At 67.3% G+C, this 17,011-nt stretch carries 14 protein-coding genes; 9 read left to right on the plus strand and 5 right to left on the minus strand.

Annotated features, from left to right (window positions below; genetic code table 11):
* The first annotated feature begins 7 nt into the window (after positions 1 to 7).
* Complete coding sequence (locus AB0N05_RS28130) at positions 8 to 1,210, plus strand: SLC13 family permease (protein WP_364699224.1); 1,203 nt, start codon at positions 8 to 10, stop codon at positions 1,208 to 1,210.
* On the opposite strand, the gene AB0N05_RS28135 is transcribed toward AB0N05_RS28130, so the two are convergent.
* Complete coding sequence (locus AB0N05_RS28135) at positions 1,200 to 2,096, minus strand: hypothetical protein (protein ID WP_364699225.1); 897 nt, start codon at positions 2,094 to 2,096, stop codon at positions 1,200 to 1,202. The genes AB0N05_RS28130 and AB0N05_RS28135 overlap by 11 nt on opposite strands.
* A gap of 154 nt (positions 2,097 to 2,250) precedes the next feature.
* Here AB0N05_RS28135 and AB0N05_RS28140 point away from each other — a divergent pair, with 154 nt between their 5' ends.
* On the plus strand, positions 2,251 to 2,685 hold the full coding sequence (locus AB0N05_RS28140; protein ID WP_364700062.1) for an SRPBCC family protein: 435 nt from the start codon (positions 2,251 to 2,253) through the stop codon (positions 2,683 to 2,685).
* A 9-nt stretch (positions 2,686 to 2,694) separates the two neighbouring features.
* On the opposite strand, the gene AB0N05_RS28145 is transcribed toward AB0N05_RS28140, so the two are convergent.
* Both AB0N05_RS28145 and AB0N05_RS28150 read right to left on the minus strand, forming a co-directional pair.
* Positions 2,695 to 3,051, minus strand: coding sequence for a VOC family protein (locus tag AB0N05_RS28145; protein WP_364699227.1), 357 nt, complete (start codon positions 3,049 to 3,051; stop codon positions 2,695 to 2,697).
* A 14-nt stretch (positions 3,052 to 3,065) separates the two neighbouring features.
* On the minus strand, positions 3,066 to 3,881 hold the full coding sequence (locus AB0N05_RS28150) for a MerR family transcriptional regulator (RefSeq protein ID WP_364699229.1): 816 nt from the start codon (positions 3,879 to 3,881) through the stop codon (positions 3,066 to 3,068).
* A gap of 103 nt (positions 3,882 to 3,984) precedes the next feature.
* On the opposite strand from AB0N05_RS28150, the gene AB0N05_RS28155 reads away from it, so the two are divergent.
* Both AB0N05_RS28155 and recR read left to right on the plus strand, forming a co-directional pair.
* Complete coding sequence (locus AB0N05_RS28155; RefSeq protein ID WP_364699231.1) at positions 3,985 to 4,317, plus strand: YbaB/EbfC family nucleoid-associated protein; 333 nt, start codon at positions 3,985 to 3,987, stop codon at positions 4,315 to 4,317.
* Between the two features lie 15 nt (positions 4,318 to 4,332).
* Complete coding sequence (gene recR / locus AB0N05_RS28160; RefSeq protein WP_364699233.1) at positions 4,333 to 4,941, plus strand: recombination mediator RecR; 609 nt, start codon at positions 4,333 to 4,335, stop codon at positions 4,939 to 4,941.
* Positions 4,942 to 4,993: 52 nt separating this feature from the next.
* Here the strand turns inward: recR and AB0N05_RS28165 are convergent, their stop codons facing one another.
* Both AB0N05_RS28165 and AB0N05_RS28170 read right to left on the minus strand, forming a co-directional pair.
* Positions 4,994 to 5,185 (minus strand): hypothetical protein, encoded by a 192-nt coding sequence (locus AB0N05_RS28165; protein ID WP_364699235.1) that lies wholly within the window; start codon positions 5,183 to 5,185, stop codon positions 4,994 to 4,996.
* 162 nt (positions 5,186 to 5,347) lie between these two features.
* Positions 5,348 to 5,989 (minus strand): hypothetical protein, encoded by a 642-nt coding sequence (locus AB0N05_RS28170; RefSeq protein WP_364699237.1) that lies wholly within the window; start codon positions 5,987 to 5,989, stop codon positions 5,348 to 5,350.
* A gap of 372 nt (positions 5,990 to 6,361) precedes the next feature.
* Here AB0N05_RS28170 and AB0N05_RS28175 point away from each other — a divergent pair, with 372 nt between their 5' ends.
* The 5 genes from AB0N05_RS28175 to leuA all read left to right on the plus strand — a co-directional run bounded on the left by AB0N05_RS28175 (position 6,362) and on the right by leuA (position 17,011).
* The gene (locus tag AB0N05_RS28175) at positions 6,362 to 9,892 is read left to right on the plus strand and encodes a transglutaminase family protein (RefSeq protein ID WP_364699239.1); all 3,531 of its coding nucleotides are present in this window, start codon (positions 6,362 to 6,364) and stop codon (positions 9,890 to 9,892) included.
* A 47-nt stretch (positions 9,893 to 9,939) separates the two neighbouring features.
* Positions 9,940 to 13,107, plus strand: coding sequence for a circularly permuted type 2 ATP-grasp protein (locus AB0N05_RS28180; protein WP_364699241.1), 3,168 nt, complete (start codon positions 9,940 to 9,942; stop codon positions 13,105 to 13,107).
* A gap of 4 nt (positions 13,108 to 13,111) precedes the next feature.
* Positions 13,112 to 14,002, plus strand: a complete 891-nt coding sequence (locus AB0N05_RS28185) for a transglutaminase family protein (RefSeq protein WP_364699243.1) — start codon at positions 13,112 to 13,114, stop codon at positions 14,000 to 14,002.
* A 6-nt stretch (positions 14,003 to 14,008) separates the two neighbouring features.
* Positions 14,009 to 15,001 (plus strand): putative zinc-binding metallopeptidase, encoded by a 993-nt coding sequence (locus AB0N05_RS28190; protein WP_364699245.1) that lies wholly within the window; start codon positions 14,009 to 14,011, stop codon positions 14,999 to 15,001.
* 213 nt (positions 15,002 to 15,214) lie between these two features.
* Complete coding sequence (gene leuA, locus AB0N05_RS28195; RefSeq protein WP_364699247.1) at positions 15,215 to 17,011, plus strand: 2-isopropylmalate synthase; 1,797 nt, start codon at positions 15,215 to 15,217, stop codon at positions 17,009 to 17,011.

A 17,011-nucleotide genomic window follows, 5' to 3' on the forward strand; every position in this document is an offset into this window, starting at 1 on the left:
TGATCGAGTGCGAGAACAGCTGAGGAGGGTGAGCGTCCTCGACGCTGTGCGATTGGGGCTGCTGGCGGCCGGGTTGCTGTGTGTGGCAACCGGTTGGCTGCCCCGGGCCGAGGCCGCGGACAATATGCGCCGGATCGCGCCGCTGCTGCTGTTCCTGGGGAGCGTGATCGTGCTGGCCGAGTTGACTCGGCGGGCGAAGGTTTTCGACGTGATCGCGCATCGGCTGGCGATCATCGCCGGTGGGAACTATGTGGCGCTGTTTCTGCTGTGCGTGTTGTTCGCGTCGACCACGACCACGGTGCTCAATCTGGACACGACCGCGGTGTTGCTGACGCCGGTGATGCTGGCGCTGGCCGGGCCCGCGCGGATCGCGCCGATCCCCTTGGCCATGACCACGCTGTGGCTGGCGAATACGGCGAGTCTGTTGTTGCCGGTGTCGAATCTCACCAACCTGCTCGCGGCGGATCGGGTCGCGCTCGATGCCACCGGGTTCGCGGCCAGAATGTGGCTGCCGCAGCTGCTTTCGATTCTCGTCACCATGATCTGCCTGTGGTGCTGGTACTGGCGGCGCTCGCAGCGGGGAGCCGAGCGGTACGACGTGCCCGAGCCGGTGCGCCCGGCCGATGGTCGCGAGCGAATATTGCTGTACACGAGCGCGGGTGCCTGCGTGCTCTTCGTCGCCGCGATTCCCTTCGTGGGGGACAGCATCGGGTACGCCGCCCTGGGAGCCGCGGTGCTGGTGGTGGCCGCCTTCGCGGTGCTCGACCGGTCCGCGCTGCGTTTCTCGCTATTGCCCTGGCAGCTGCTGGTTTTCGTGGCCGGTCTGTTCCTGGTGGTTCCCACACTGAGCCGGTATGGGCTTTCGGATGTGATGCACGGGCTCATCGGGGACGACTCCGGTGCGTGGGGTGCGTTCCGGGCGGCGGCCGCGGGCGCGGGGCTGTCCAATGTCGTGAACAACCTGCCCGCCTATACCGCCGGGGAGGCGGTGATTCCCACGGGCGAGCGGAATCAACTGCTGGCCTTGCTGATCGGGACGAATGTCGGGCCGGTGGTGACGCCGTGGGCCTCGCTGGCCACCCTGTTGTGCCTGGAGTTCTGCCGGACGCATGCGGTGCGGATTCCGATGCGGAAGTTCGTGCTGACCGGGTTGGTGCTCGCCGTGAGCGGGACCGGCCTTGCCGTCGCGGGGCTGTTGATCACCGGCTGAAGGGATCGTCGGCGCGCAGTGCGAAGCGCGCGATATCGACGATGTCCCGATCGGTATAAGTGCCAGGCAGGGGCAGGCGCAGATGCTCGAAGAGCTGGCGGATCTGTTCGACCGTCGGTTCCGCGGCCAGGAGCGGTTCATCGTCGCGGCCGATCGCCAGGGGCCGCGCCTGTTTGAAGCTGCGCGCCAATTCGCGAGTCAGGTCCTGGTAGTGCGGTTTTCCGCGTTCGAACAGCAGGGCCGGGCTGACCGGATAGCGCTGGGTCATGATGACGCAGCTGTCGGACAGATCCCAGCGGTAGGTGGTGGAGGTCGAGGCCAGGGCGATCTCGATGAGCAGGAAATCGCTCTGCTGCCGGTACCAGCAGGCGGCCAGCACGGTGGCGAAGGACTGCTTGCGGATGCGATCGACGGTCCATTGCGGGCCACTCGCGCCGCCGTGTGAGATCACGGTGGAGCGATAGTGCGCGTCGTCCTGGCAGCGCTGTTCATTGGTCGGATCGAGGATCTCGACTTGGAGCCGCACCGTGCGCTGCTCGCGGCGGGCCTTGTTGAACAGTTCGGGCAGGGTCACCGCGCGCAGGTAGGTCCCGGTTCCGCCCTTGCGGCACCACTTGTCGGTATCGCGGCGCGCCATGGTGTGCGCCTCGGCGATCTCCGGCCCGTACAGCAGCCGGACCGCGGTAGTGTCGCGCACCGCGCGGGAGAGACCGTGCCGCTCCCGCAGAATCGTCGCGGCGACCAGGGCCAGCACCGCGAGCGTCGCCGCGGCGATCTGATCCGAGCCGAGAACGTCGAGGATCGCCAGCATCGCGACCGTGATCGCGATGAGCACGATCCCGATGCCATCGATATTGACCTGCAACCACTTCGCGAAGTGCTTCATCGCCGCCCCGAGTCCTCCCCGCCTGATCACTCCACGATAGGTGGACGCCCGCGCGGGCACCGGATGAATCCGGACGGACGCGAACGCGGCGTAGCATGACCGGGCGGCGACAGGGTGGAGCCGGTAAATGGGTGCAATCAGTAAGGAGCACATGGTGGGACAGGTCAGCGCCTCCAGTTCGATCGTGGTGACGGCAGATCCGAAGCGGACCCTCGACGCGATCGCGGACTACGAAGCGGTGCGGCCGCGCATCCTCTCCTCGCACTACCGCGACTACAAGGTGGTCCAGGGCGGCAAGGGCACGGGCACCGTGGCGGAGTGGACGCTGCAAGCCACCGAGAGCCGGTCCCGGAATGTGTCCGCGACGGTGTCGGTGTCGGATTCCATGGTGACCGAACGCGATTCGAACTCCTCCATGGTCACCACCTGGACGGTCACGCCGTCCGGCAGCGGCGCGCTGGTCACCGTGCGCACCAGCTGGAAGGGCGCCGGCGGTATCGGCGGCATCTTCGAGGGCATCTTCGCGCCGCTCGGCCTGAAGAAGATCCAGGCCGAGGTGCTCGAGAACCTGAAGAAAGAGCTCGCCTAGTCTTTCGGGCTATTCCGAGTCGACAGCGATATCGAAGAGGTTTCCCTCGGGATCGGACAGGGTCGCCCAGACGGCGCCGTACTCGTCGAAGTCGGCGATGTGCTTGGCGCCCAGGGCGACCGCCCGATCGATCTGCGCGGCCAGATCATCGGCGGTCAGATCGAGGTGCACGACATTCTTGCCGGGCGTCTTGTCGGGAACCTGAACGAACATGAGCGCCGGGCGTTGCGGCGCGCTCATGCCGACGGTCGCGAACTGCTCGTTCGCGTCCGGATCGACCGGCCGGTCCAGCAGCTGGGCCCAGAATCCGGCCAGCTCGGCCGCATTCGCGCAATCGAAGGTGATGTGGGCGATGGCGAGAGCCATGGTTCTACTCCTTTTCAGAGCCGGCCGATCGGCCAGCAGACTTCCGTGCGGTAATCGGCCGGCTCGGCATCGCCGGGTCCGACCAGGTAGATCTCGCGGATCGGCTCCGCGAGCGTGGTGTCGTGCTCGGCCACATGGCTGCCCAATGCGCCGTAGGTGAGGTCGAAGTCGGTGAACGCGCCGCTGTGCACGGCGATCGCGAACCGGCGGGCGGGGAGATCCAGTACGGTGCCGCGCTCGGCGAGCCGCTCCCGATACCGGGGATCGAACGGCACGAAGGTGACCACTTCACCCTTGTCGTCCTCGAAGAACTCCGGCGCGTAGGTGGCCCCGGCGGGTCCGGCCGGTGTCAGATCGGCGGCGGCCAGGGTTTCGTACAGGCTCGGGTAGGCGATCTCGCACCAGTCGCCACAGGCTTCCCGGGTTACCACCTCGGCCATGGCCAGCACGGGAAGGCTTGGCACCGAGCGATATTCGACCTGGACTCCGCCCGTGGGCACGGTCAGCAGCGACCGCAGCGAGGCCACCACATCCCGGGTCCGGGCGAGCTCGGCTTCCATCCGTTCCAGATGGACGCGAATCGCGCTGTCCCGCGCTGCCTGATCCGGTGCGGCGAGCACCTCGCGAATCGCGGGCAGCGGCATGTTCAGGTCCCGCAGCCGCCGGATCAGATGCGCCTGATCCACCTGTGCGGTCGAATAGAACCGGTACCCCGAGCTCGGATCGATCGTGGCCGGTTCCAGCAGCTCGATCTCGTGGTAGTACCGCAGCGTCTTCACGCTGAGATAACTGAGCCGGGAGAACTCCCCGATCGGCACTGTCGCTGTCATGCCCTCAGCGAACACCCTCCAGCGGGGGGAGAGTCAAGGTTCGCCCGCGCGCCGGGCGACTAGGCTGGTCGGGAATCACATTCCCGCAGAGAGGACACACCCCGTGCAGCCCGGTGGAGAGTTCGATATCCAGCAGTTGATGGCTCAGGCCCAGCAGATGCAGGCGGCCGTCATGGCCGCACAGCAGGAGATCGCGGAGTCCGAGGTCGAGGGCGAGGCGGGCGGTGGCCTGGTGCGCGCCAAGATCAAGGCCACCGGCGAGGTGCTGGAGCTGACCATCGATCCGAAGATCGTGGATCCGGAGGACATCGACACCCTGCAGGATCTGATCATCGGCGCGCTCAATAACGCCATGGACACCGCCCAGCAGCTGGCCGCCGACCGACTGGGACCGCTCGCGGGCGGTCTCGGCGGCGGCGCGCTTCCCGGCTTCTGATCCGGGAAGGCGCAGGTGTACGAAGGTCCCGTTCAGGATTTGATCGACGAACTCGGCAAGCTGCCCGGTGTCGGTCCGAAGAGCGCACAACGCATCGCTTTTCATCTTCTCGGCGTGGAACCGCCGGAGATCGACCGCTTGCAAGCGGCATTGCAGAAGGTGCGCGACGGCGTGCGATTCTGCGCTGTCTGCGGCACGGTGTCCGACGGTGAACTCTGCCGCATCTGCGCCGACCCGCGCCGCGACCGCACCATGATCTGCGTGGTCGAGGAACCCAAGGATGTGCAGGCCATCGAGCGCACCCGCGAATTCCGCGGCCGCTACCACGTACTCGGCGGCGCACTCGATCCCTTGTCCGGCATCGGTCCCGACCAGCTCCGCATCCGGGAACTGCTCACCCGCATCGGAAACCAGGAAGATGGCATCGACGTCACCGAGGTAATCATCGCCACCGACCCGAACACCGAGGGTGAAGCGACGGCGACCTACCTGGTCCGCATGCTCCGCGATTTCCCGGGACTGTCCGTCACGCGACTCGCCTCGGGTCTGCCAATGGGTGGCGACTTGGAATTCGCCGACGAATTGACCCTCGGCCGCGCACTATCCGGCCGCCGCGCTTTGTAATCGCAGGGTGGTGGGGGTTCGGGGGCGAAGCCCCTGAGAGTCACGAGAGTTGTCACGTCCAAGTCGGCGGTGCTGGGAGCGCCGCCGGCTGTGGGCAGGGGATGTGGTCGTTATTGCGGGGTACGTCCGCGCCCGCACCCGTGGCGTGCAAGGCCACCGCGACGGCGAAGGTCGCGGCGAGACCGGCCACTATCGCCAAGCCTTTGCGCAGCTTCGGGGTACTGATCTTCGGGCGTAGCTTCATGTATCGCTCCTCGCTTCGGGAGTGAGTTACGCGAACAAGCCGGGGTACACCGCGTGGAAATAGCGAAATGTTAGCTTTCCTGTGCGGTTATAGCGTGTATTGAGGCTTGATATCCCGAATCGAAATGCGCCCGATCACATATTGAGACCGACCAGTCGGCGCTTATAGCGAGAGTTTCTGCCAATCCAGCGCATCGAATCGCGTGAGATCCCCGTTCGCCCAATCCCAGATGAGATCCGCGACCTGATTCGCATCATTCAGCGAAACGGTGAAATGCCGGTCCGCCGACCCGTCCCGATACTCCAGGTCGTAATGCCCGTCATCATGCCTATAGGTCTGGACGTAAATCTCATCCGCCTTCTCGACAATCAGATACGGCCCCGGCGCGGCCAGCTCCGGCACCCACTTGTGCGCGAGTTCCTTTGTCAGATAAGGGAAGTCCCCCGCACCGCCATGAGAGACCGCGACCGGCACCTGCCCGGCGGGATCGATCAGCCAGAACAATTGCGGGTCGTACACCGCATACCCGCGCGGCGTCGCCAACTCGAACAGCAGGTTCCGCACATGCCCGATGGCGTCATAGGGACTGGCCACCTGCAAGGCCGATCCGGGCCCGGCCTCGACCGGCCCGTCGCTCAGAAAGGCGTCCGCCTCCGGCAGCTTGTCATTGAGCCGATTGAGCTCCGCGGCGATCTCGGCCAGGGCCTCCGGCACCGGCTGCCCATCCTGGCTCATCAGATACGAGTCCACCTCGGAGGTGGTCGCGGCGGCACCGGAGGGCAGTAGAACGTGGTCGTAGCTCACCCGGCCAGGCTAGTTGCTACCCGGTGAGCCCGTGACGCACGCCCTCACTCCGCGCGCAGGAGCACCCGCCCGCCACGTCCCCGCAGTCGACCACGAACGCATGCCGCGCATGATCGGAATCGATGCACTCGAACGCACTGCACTCCACCGCCCCGTCCGCGTGCACGATCAACGTCCCGTGACAGTGATCCAAAACCGCCGCGCACAACGAGCAAACCGAGTCGCTCATGTAAGCCTCCGGCTCATGAAACCTCCCGAACCATCCCTCCCGTCCTATCACCCGCGTCCGACAACTATGGGAGATCACCGCGTGTCGTCCGAACTGTCGAAATACTCCCGCGTGTCGAGGGTCCGGCGTGGTGCACTTGACGTATGGGAATCAAGGTTTCCCTCGAACATCGAACGACCTACTCCTTCGACCACTCGGTGCGGATCCACCCGCACGTGGTCAGGCTGCGGCCCGCGCCGCATACGCGGACCGCCATCGAGGCGTATTCCATGCGGGTGACGCCCGCGGACCACTTCGTGAACTGGCAGCAGGATGCTTTCGGGAATTTCCTTGCACGCCTGGTGTTTCCGGAGCCCGCGCAGGAATTGACCGTGACGGTCGGGTTGATCGCCGATCTGGATGTGATCAATCCGTTCGACTTCTTCGTCGAGGAGTACGCGGAGCATTTTCCGTTCACGTATACGCCGGAGTTGGCCGCTGATCTGGAGGCCTATCTGCGGCCGGTGGATGAGCTCGGATCCGGTTCCGGGCCAGGGGAATCGGTGCGGGAGTGGGTGCGGGAGCATCCGGTGGAGGGGGATCCGCGGACCATCGACTTCCTGGTCACGCTCAATCACGCGCTGCGCCAGGATGTCGGGTACACGATCCGGATGGAGGCGGGGGTGCAGTCGCCCGATCACACGCTGCATACCGCGCTCGGCTCCTGCCGGGATTCGGCCTGGCTGCTGGTGTCGATTCTGCGCGAATACGGTTTGGCCGCACGGTTCGTGTCCGGTTATCTGATTCAGCTGGCGCAGGACGTGCCCTCACTGGATGGCCCGTCCGGTCCGCCCGCCGACTTCACCGACCTGCACGCCTGGACCGAGGTGTACCTGCCCGGGGCGGGCTGGGTCGGGTTGGATCCCACGTCCGGACTGTTCGCGGGGGAGGGTCATATTCCGCTGGCCGCCACCCCGCATCCGGTGTCGTCCGCGCCGATCACCGGCGCGACCGATCCGGTGAACGCCACCCTCGAGTTCTCGAATTCGGTGCATCGCATTCACGAAGACCCGCGAGTCACGCTGCCCTACAGCGATATTCAATGGGAGCGCATCACCGCGATCGGCGCGAGCGTGGACACTCGCATGCGGGCCGCCGATGTCGGCCTCACCGTGGGCGGCGAACCCACCTTCGTCTCCATCGACGACCAGACCTCCCCGGAATGGACCACCGAGGCCGACGGCGCGCACAAACGCGAACGCGCCGCCGACCTCGCTCAGCGGCTGCGCCGCATCTACGCCCCGCGCGGCCTCGCCCAATATCGCCAGGGCAAGTGGTATCCGGGAGAAGTCCTGCCGCGCTGGGAGATAGCAATGCTCTGGCGCGCCGACGACACCCCGCTGTGGAATCACCCGGAACTCCTGGCCGATCCCTGGCTCCCGCCGGAATCGGCGTCCCGATCGTCCTGGCGGGCGGACGGTGAGGCCGCGCGGGCGATCATCGAGCACGTCTCGGACGGCCTCGGCCTGCCTCGGACGCAGGTGCGCCCGGCCTATGAGGACGCGTTATTGCGCATGGCGGCGAAAGCCCGTGCGCCGGAGGGCGCACCGGTCGAACCGGAGGAGGATCTCGCCCCGGACGAGGATTCGGTGCGGGCGCGCAAGGAAATGCTGGCCCGGCTGGACGATCCCGTCGACGAACCCGCCGCCTATGTGCTCCCGCTGTACCGCCGCGAGGACGACTCCGGGTGGGGGAGTGCGAATTGGCAGCTGCGGCGCGGCCGAATCGTCCTGACCGAAGGCGATTCCCCGGCCGGACTGCGCTTGCCGCTGCACTCCATCTCCTGGAAATCGCCGCCGGACCGTCCGGAGGCGGACCCCCTCGCCGGGCATCAGGTGCAGTCGTCAGGCCCGTCCGAGCGGTTCGATACCGGGGCGGCGGAACGGGTTCCGGATGTTTTCGCCAGCCTGGAGGCGGACGCGGGGGAGGAGCTCCTGTGGTGGGAGGAAGGCCGATCCGAGGATGACTCGGAGGAGCCGATCCCGCTCGAATCGATTGCCGCACCGCTGCTCTCACCCACCGGCGAACCCCTCGCCGTGGTGGAGCCCGCGGATGGCGCGCCCATCACCGCGCTGGTTGCCGAGGTCCGTAACGGCCGCCTGTTCCTATTCCTGCCGCCCGTGCAGGATCTGGAGGCCTTCTATGACCTGGTGTGGCGGATCGAGGCCGCGGTGGTCGCGGTCGGGCAGCCGATCGTGCTCGAGGGCTACGCGCCGCCGGTCGACACCCGCCTGGTCAGCCTGTCCATCACCCCCGATCCGGGCGTGATCGAGGTGAACGTGCAGCCCACAGGCAGTTTCGCGGCCCAGGCGAGACTTCTCGACACGCTTTACGAGCAGGCTCGCCTGGCCCGCCTCAGCACCGAATCCTTCGATATCGACGGCACGCATTCCGGCACCGGCGGCGGCAATCACATCACGCTCGGCGGTCGCACCCCGGCGCGTTCGCCGTTGCTGCGGCGTCCGGACCTGCTGGTGTCCATGCTCACCTACTGGCAGCGGCATCCGGCGCTGTCGTACCTGTTCTCGGGGCGTTTCATCGGCCCGACCTCGCAGGCGCCCAGGGCGGACGAGGGCCGCGCGGATTCGCTGTACGAGCTGGAGATCGCCTTCGCCGAGATCGCCAGGCTGGCGGGCGGGCGCAAGGCCGGTGAGAAGGCTTCGGCCCCTTGGGAAGTGGATCGCGCGCTGCGGCATCTGCTGACCGATCTCACGGGCAATACGCATCGCGCCGAATTCTGTATCGACAAGCTGTACAGTCCGGAATCCGCGCGCGGCCGCCTCGGCCTGGTCGAATTGCGCGGCTTCGAGATGCCGCCGCACTTCCGCATGGCCATGGTGCAGTCACTGCTGGTGCGGGCGCTGGTGCTGCGGTTCTGGGAGGAGCCCTACACCGCACCGCTGCTGCGGCACGGCGCGAATCTGCACGGCCGGTATCTGCTGCCGCACTTCCTGATGGCCGATATCGCCGATGTCGCGGCCGATCTGCGCTCGCACGGTATCGAATTCGATATCAGCTGGCTCGAACCGTTCTCCGAGTTCCGTTTTCCCCGGATAGGAACGGTGGTACTCGGTGGTATGGAAGTGGAACTGCGCGGGGCCATCGAGCCGTGGAACACCCTGGGTGAGCAGACCGCCGCCACCGGCACCGCCCGCTATGTCGACTCCTCGGTGGAGCGATTGCAGGTCCGGGTGGTCGGTGCGGACCGCGGCCGATACGCCCTGACCTGCAATGGCTTCCCCATACCGCTGCTGTCCACCGATAAGGAGGACGTGCAGGTGGCGGGCGTGCGCTATCGGGCCTGGCAGCCGCCGAACTCACTGCACCCCTCGCTCAGTCCCGACGCGCCACTGGTATTCGACGTGGTGGATCTGGAGGCCGGGCTCTCGCGCGGCGGCTGCACCTATTACGTCTCCCATCCGGGCGGTATGTATTTCGAGGAGCCGCCGGTGAATGCGGTGGTGGCGCAATCGCGGCGCAACCGGCGTTTCGAACCATTCGGGCATACGCCCGGACCCGTCGATATCGCGCAACTGCGTGCCACAATGGCTATTCAGGCCACCGACGTCGGTGCACCCGGAATACTCGATCTGCGCCGGGCGCGGACCGTGTGGGGCCCGGCCGGCGACCGGTAGGCATACCCGGGGAAGTGGTAGCGGTGACAGCGCTCGACACAACACCCATGGGCGAGGGACCCGACCGCTGGAGCACTCTGTCCGCCCGCCGCGAGGTGATCGACGAATTCGCGAAATACCGTGCGGCCGCCCAGGACACCGGCGCGACCGACGCCTGCGGACTGCCCACCAGCGGCTTCTACGACGAACTCGCCGACCACGAGGGCCGGTTGCGACATATGTGGGCCGACCTGTCCGCCGACTTCCTGGACCAGGGCCGCGATGGATTGCACCGCATCGACACCCGGGTGCGACGGCTCATCGAGGACGACGGCATCACCTACACCGAACTCAAGCCCGGTGAGGAAACCGCGACGGCCACCGCCTGGCGGCTCGACCCGATCCCGCTGCTTGTCTCCGACGACGACTGGGCCGTGCTGGAAGCCGGTGTGGTGCAGCGCTCCCGGCTGCTCGACGCGATTCTCGCCGATATCTACGGCGAACGCCGCACCCTCACCTCGGGGGCGCTGCCACCCCAGATCGTTTTCGCGCACAGCGGGTATATGCGTGCCGCGCACGGGATTTCACTGCCCGGCAGGCATCAGCTGTTCCTGCACGCCTGCGATATCAGCCGCTGGAGCGACGGGGAATTCCGGGTGCTCGCCGACTGGGCCCAAGCGCCGTCCGGGGCCGGATACGCCCTCGCGGACCGGCGGGTGGTGTCGGCGGCCATTCCGGAGGCCTTCGAATTGGCCAGCCCGCGACCGCTCAATCCGTTCATTCGCGCCATGCGGCTCATGCTCATCGAGGCCGCGCCGCGCGCCGCCGACGAGGAACCCGTAGTGGTCGTGCTCAGCCCCGGCGTGCACTCCGAAACCGCCTTCGATCAGGCGTATCTCGCGTCGGTACTGGGATTTCCGCTGGTGGAGAGCGCTGATCTGGTGGTGCGCGACGGGCGGCTGTGGATGCGTTCGCTCGGCACCCTGAAGCAGGTCGATGTGGTGCTGCGTCGCGTCGACGCCGAATTCTCCGATCCGCTGGATCTGCGGCCGGATTCGCGGCTCGGCGTGGTCGGGCTGGTGGAGGTGTTGCGGCGCGGCGCGGTCACCGTGGTGAACACCCTCGGCAGCGGACTGCTGGAAAGCCCCGCTCTCGCGGCCTTCCTGCCGCGCCTGTCCCGACTGCTGCTGGATCAGGATCTGAAACTGCCCGGCGTCCAATCCTATTGGGGTGGCGACGATTCCGAACGCAGTCACCTGTGCGCCAACCTGCACCGCCTGATCCTGCGCTCGGCCGTCGACAACACCACCGTCTTCGGCCCCGTCCTGACCGCGGCCCAGCGCGGCGAGTGGCGGGCCCGCATCGAGACCGAAGGCTGGAAGTGGGTGGGCCAGGAACCCGCCCGCTTCTCCGTCGCCCCCGCGGTGGCCGGAGGCTCGGGCGGTCTCGTCGCCGCGCCCGTGGCCTTCCGCCTCTTCTCCCTGGCCGGGCGCGTCGGATACCGCGTCATGGCAGGCGGACTCGGTCAACTGCACCAGCGCACCGGCCCCGACGGCACCATGCTCGGCGAGGCTGCCGCCAAGGACGTCTGGGTCCGCGCCACTCCCGCCGCCGTCCCCGCCGTCGAGATCCCGGAAGAACGCGAGCGCCCCGCGCCCGCCCCCGTCCTCGCCGCCCTCGACGTCATCAGCTCCCCGCGCGTCCTCAACGACCTCTTCTGGCTCGGCCGCTACAGCGAACGCGCCGAAGCCACCGTCCGCCTCCTCGACGCCATCCACGACCGCCACCAGGACTACCGCTACCGCCCATGGATGGAGGGCGCGGACGCCATGCCGATCCTCATGAGCACCCTCGGCACCATGACGGGAACAACCGCTCCCGCCCCGAAACGCACAGCCGCTCACCCGGATTCGACCGTCCGCCCCACCCCTCGCCGCGGTGGGGAAGAACCCGCCGCCCCAACCGGCCAATCGCAAGGCGGAATGAGCGAACCCCAGGGCGGCGGCACGCAATCGCAAGGCGGCGGAAGCCAATCGCAAGGTGGCGGTGCGCAGTCGCAAGGTGGGGGTAGCCAATCGCAAGACGGAGGTGCGCAGTCGCGGGGTGGCGGTAGCCAATCGCAAAGCGGCGGTACCCAGTCGCAAGGTGGAGGTGCGCAATCGCAGGGTGGCGGTAGCCAATCGCAAAGCGGCGGCACGCAGTCACAAGGCGGAGGTGGACAGTCGCAGGGTGGTGGTGGACAGTCGCAGGGCGGAGGCGGGCAGTCGGAAGGCGGGGGTACCCAGCCCCAGGGCCCAGGCGGTCAGCGTCAGGGACAAGGACCGTCGCAGCCGGAGTCTGCGGAACCGCAGCCGGGTTCGGGTGGGCGGCTCGGTGCGGGTCGCCGCCGGGAGTACTCCGATGAGCCGACCGTGCCGATCGCGCTGCCGGGTGCGTCTCGCCGCGACCACGATTATCTGGTCACGCTGACCGTGGATCGGGAGGTGCGAGGGTCGCTGGCGTATGCGGTGGAGGCGTACGGGAAAGCTGCCCGCGCGGTGCGGGATCAGTTGTCGCCGGATACCTGGATGGTGCTCGGGTCGATCGACCGTGCGCTGTCGGAATACGTTGGTGCGCGCGGGGATCGGGTGGCGGCGCTGTCCGCTGTGCATTCGCGGACGCTGGCGGCGCTGCTTTCGCTGACCGGGATCGACGCGGAATCGACTGTGCGCGACACCGGCTGGTATGTCATGGATATCGGGCGGCGGATCGAACGCGGGCTGGCGCTCACCTCGCTGCTGCGGGCGGCGCTCACCGATACGTACGCGCCGGAGGTCGGGCGGGTGGTGACCGATGCCGTCCTGCAAGCCACCGTGTCCTCGGTGAGTTACCGTCGCCGCCATCGGGATTCGGTGCGCATCGCCGCCGTCGCCGGACTGCTGCTGTTCGACGCCACCAATCCCCGCTCGCTGATCTATCAGCTGGAACGCCTCCAGGAGAGCTTCCTGACCTTGCCCGCCGCCTCCGGATCCTCACGCCCGCAACGCCTGCTCAGCGATGCCCAGCGCATGCTGCGCCGCCTGGACCCGGCCGATCTGGAGGCCGTCGACGCCGACGGTCGCCGCACCGAACTGGCCGAACTCCTGGACGGCGTGCACCTGCGATTGCGCAAGATCTCCGAATCCTTCGAGGCCACCAGGCTTTCGGTACCGCGCGAGACACAGCCGCTGTGGGGTTCCACGCGAGTGGTGGGGTGAGGGCATGGGCGCGCGCCGGTATCGGGTGCTGCACAGCACGATCTACGGGTACTCCGACGCGGTCACCAGCTCATACGGGCGCGCATTTCTGACGCCGCGCGAATTCCCGGGCCAGCGGCTGCTCGGCCACGAGGTGCACATCGACCCGGTGCCATCGGACCGGTCGGTCGGCGCGGATGTGTACGGCAACACCACCCTCTACTTCCACGTCACCGCCGAGCACACCCGGCTGGAGGTGACCGGTGAATCGACCGTCGAAGTCGAACCGCCGCCCGCCCGGACCGACTCCATGCCCTGGGAGAAGGCCCGCCCAACCGACCGGAACGGCCCCCTCGCAGTCGAATTCGCCCTCGACCTGAACCCGCCCGAAATCATTCCGGAGGTCGCCGCCTACGCCGCCGAATCCTTCCCGCCCGGCCGCCCGCTGCTCGCGGCGGTGGCCGAACTGACCACCCGCATCCACGCCGACTTCACCTACGAATCCGGTTCCACCACCGTCAGCACCCGCGTCGCCGATGTCTTCCGCGCCCGCGAGGGCGTCTGCCAGGACTTCGCCCGGCTCGGCCTCGCCTGCCTGCGCTCACAGGGCCTGGCCGCGCGCTACGTCTCCGGTTATCTCGCCACCAATCCGCCGCCCGGCAAACCCCGCCTGGTCGGCGCGGACGCCACCCACGCCTGGGCGGCGGTCTGGCTCCCCGGCGAATTCGGCGGCCTGTCCGGGGACCGCTGGATCGGATTCGACCCCACCAATGACAAATTCGCCGACGAACGCTACGTCACCCTGGCCTGGGGCCGGGACTACGCCGACGTGCCGCCGCTGCGCGGAATCATCTACACCGACGCCAAGAAGAGCACCATCCGGGTCTCCGTCGACGTCGCTCCCATCGAGGTGTGAAACAGCATGCGCGACTTCACCTGCCCGCAGTGCGGCCAGCAATTGGCCTTCGAGAACACGCTGTGCCTGAACTGCGGCAGCACACTGGGATTCAGCTTGGCCGAACGCACGCTGGTGGTGCTGTCGAACGGACCGGAACCGGCGCGCTATGTGCAGTGCGCCAATCAGTATGTGGCGCAATGTAACTGGTTGGTTCCCAAGGGGGGCAATACCCTGTGTGAATCCTGCTGCCTCACCCGCACCCGTCCGGCGGACGGTGATGACAAATGGCTCCCCGCCTTCGCTCGGGCCGAGGCGGCCAAACGCCGATTGGTCCTGGAACTCACCGAACTCGGCCTGCCCCTGGTGGATCGCGACACCGATCCCGAGCACGGTCTCACCTTCGATCTGCTCGCCAGCGGCACCGAACGGGTGATCACCGGCTACGAGGACGGCGTCATCACCCTCGATCTGGCCGAGGGCGATGACGCGCACCGCGAGAAGCTCCGGGTCGAGCTGGCCGAGCCGTATCGCACCGTGCTCGGCCACTTCCGGCACGAGATCGGCCACTTCTATTTCCAGGCCCTGATCGTCACCGATACCGACCGGTCCCGCTTCCGGGAACTGTTCGGCGACCCGGACCTCGACTACCAGGAGGCTCTCGACCGCCACTACGCCGAAGGCACCCCGCCCGGCTGGGAGGACGACTACGTCTCCGCCTACGCCACCATGCACCCGGGCGAGGACTGGGCCGAGACCTTCGCCCACTACCTGCACATTCGCGACACCCTCGATACCGCCGCCGCCTTCGGCTTCGCACCCTCCGGCGCGACCCTGGACCGTCCCCAGAACGGCCGCGGCGACTTCGATCGCATCATCGACCTGTGGCTGCCGCTGGCCTGGTCGCTCAATATGCTGAACCGCTCCATGGGTCATCCCGACCTGTACCCGTTCGTGCTGGCCGACCCGGTGCTGGCCAAGATGCGATTCATTCACGAGCTTTGCGTGGCGCAGTACTGACCCGGGTGCGCACGCCCCCGGACTGTGGCCCGCGCCTCCCCGCCTTCCGGCGAGGTATTGCGGACCTGTAAACTTCGATCATCATGCAGCGGGTACTACTTCTCCTCGACCGCCGCGACGGGTTCTGATACAGACTGGCTCCCGTCGCGGGTGTTAGTCGTGCCGGTCTACCCCAACCTTGGGATCCAGCCACACTCTCGGAGATAAATCGCCATGTCACCTGCTGATGCCTTCGTATCCGGTTCGCGCACCATCACCGTGCCGTCCAAGCCCGCCCCGGCTGATCAGCCCGCGTGGAACACCCAGAAGAACTCCTCGATGCCGACCTTCCGGTATCGCCCGTTCGCCGAAGAGGTCGAGGCCATCGAGCTGCCCGACCGCACCTGGCCGGGCAAGATCATCGACCGCGCGCCCGGCTGGTGTGCCGTGGACCTGCGCGACGGCAATCAGGCACTGATCGATCCGATGAGCCCGGCCCGCAAGCGCCGCATGTTCGACCTGCTGGTCCGGATGGGCTACAAGGAGATCGAGGTCGGCTTCCCGTCCGCCTCGCAGACCGACTTCGACTTCGTCCGAGAGATCATCGAGGACAACGCGATTCCGGCCGACGTCACCATTCAGGTGCTGACCCAGGCCCGCGCCGAACTGATCGAGCGCACCTTCGAGGCCTGCAACGGCGCGACCAATGTGATCGTGCACTTCTACAACTCGACCTCGATCCTGCAGCGCCGCGTGGTCTTCCGCGCGGACCGCGAGGCCGTCAAGAAGATCGCCACCGACGCCGCCTCGCTGTGCCTGGAGATCGAGAAGAAGTACCCGGACACCAACTGGCGCTACGAGTACAGCCCCGAGTCCTACACCGGCACCGAACTGGGTTACGCCCTGGACGTGTGCGACGCGGTCTCCGAGATCATCGCGCCCACCCCGCAGAAGCCGCTGATCATCAACCTGCCGGCGACCGTCGAGATGGCGACCCCGAACATCTACGCCGATTCGATCGAGTGGATGAGCCGGAATCTGGCTCGCCGCGACTCCATCGTGCTGTCGCTGCACCCGCACAATGACCGCGGCACCGCCGTGGCCGCCGCCGAACTGGGCTACCTGGCCGGGGCGGACCGCATCGAGGGCTGCCTGTTCGGCAATGGCGAGCGCACCGGCAATGTCTGCCTGGTGACGCTGGGCATGAATATGTTCTCGCGTGGCGTGGATCCGCAGATCGACTTCTCCAATATCGACGAGATCCGCCGCACGGTCGAATACTGCAACCAGCTGCCCGTGGCCGAGCGCCACCCGTACGGCGGCGACCTGGTCTACACGGCATTCTCCGGGTCGCACCAGGACGCCATCAACAAGGGCCTGGACGCCATGAAGGCCGATGCCGACGCCGCGGGCGCGGATGTCGACGACATCACCTGGGCGGTCCCGTACCTGCCCATCGACCCGAAGGACGTCGGTCGCACCTACGAGGCCGTCATCCGGGTCAACTCGCAGTCCGGCAAGGGCGGCGTCGCCTACATCATGAAGACCGATCACGGGCTGGTGCTGCCGCGCCGCCTGCAGATCGAGTTCTCGCAGGCCATCCAGAAGATCACCGACGGTGAGGGCGGCGAGGTCAGCCCGAAGGAGATGTGGGACGTCTTCGCCGAGGAGTACCTGACCCCGATCCGCCCGCTGGAGCGCATCCGCCAGAAGGTCACCGCCTCGGAAATCGATGGCGGCGTGGACCATATCGAGGCGGTCGTGAAGGTGGACGGCGTCGACCAGGAGATTTCCGGCGAGGGCAATGGCCCGCTCGCGGCCTTCGTGGACGCCCTGGCCGGTATCGGCTACGACGTCCGCATCCTGGACTACAGCGAGCACGCCATGTCCGCCGGTGACGATGCGCAGGCCGCCTCCTACGTGGAGGTCGCGGTCGGCGACAAGGTGACCTGGGGCGTGGGCATCGCGACCTCGATCACCACCGCCTCGCTGCGGGCCGTGGTCTCGGCGGTCAACCGGGCGGCCCGTTAA

Source organism: Nocardia sp. NPDC051030, from assembly GCF_040683015.1.
Lineage (GTDB): Bacteria > Actinomycetota > Actinomycetes > Mycobacteriales > Mycobacteriaceae > Nocardia.

Bases quoted from the DNA above. Each gene is read 5' to 3' on its own strand.
- AB0N05_RS28135 (WP_364699225.1), bottom strand. From the start codon at position 2,096: ATGAAGCACTTCGCGAAGTGGTTGCAGGTCAATATCGATGGCATCGGG.
- AB0N05_RS28145 (WP_364699227.1), bottom strand. From the start codon at position 3,051: ATGGCTCTCGCCATCGCCCACATCACCTTCGATTGCGCGAATGCGGCC.
- AB0N05_RS28150 (WP_364699229.1), bottom strand. From the start codon at position 3,881: ATGACAGCGACAGTGCCGATCGGGGAGTTCTCCCGGCTCAGTTATCTC.
- AB0N05_RS28165 (WP_364699235.1), bottom strand. From the start codon at position 5,185: ATGAAGCTACGCCCGAAGATCAGTACCCCGAAGCTGCGCAAAGGCTTG.
- AB0N05_RS28175 (WP_364699239.1), top strand. From the start codon at position 6,362: ATGGGAATCAAGGTTTCCCTCGAACATCGAACGACCTACTCCTTCGAC.
- AB0N05_RS28180 (WP_364699241.1), top strand. From the start codon at position 9,940: ATGGGCGAGGGACCCGACCGCTGGAGCACTCTGTCCGCCCGCCGCGAG.
- AB0N05_RS28185 (WP_364699243.1), top strand. From the start codon at position 13,112: ATGGGCGCGCGCCGGTATCGGGTGCTGCACAGCACGATCTACGGGTAC.
- AB0N05_RS28190 (WP_364699245.1), top strand. From the start codon at position 14,009: ATGCGCGACTTCACCTGCCCGCAGTGCGGCCAGCAATTGGCCTTCGAG.
- leuA (WP_364699247.1), top strand. From the start codon at position 15,215: ATGTCACCTGCTGATGCCTTCGTATCCGGTTCGCGCACCATCACCGTG.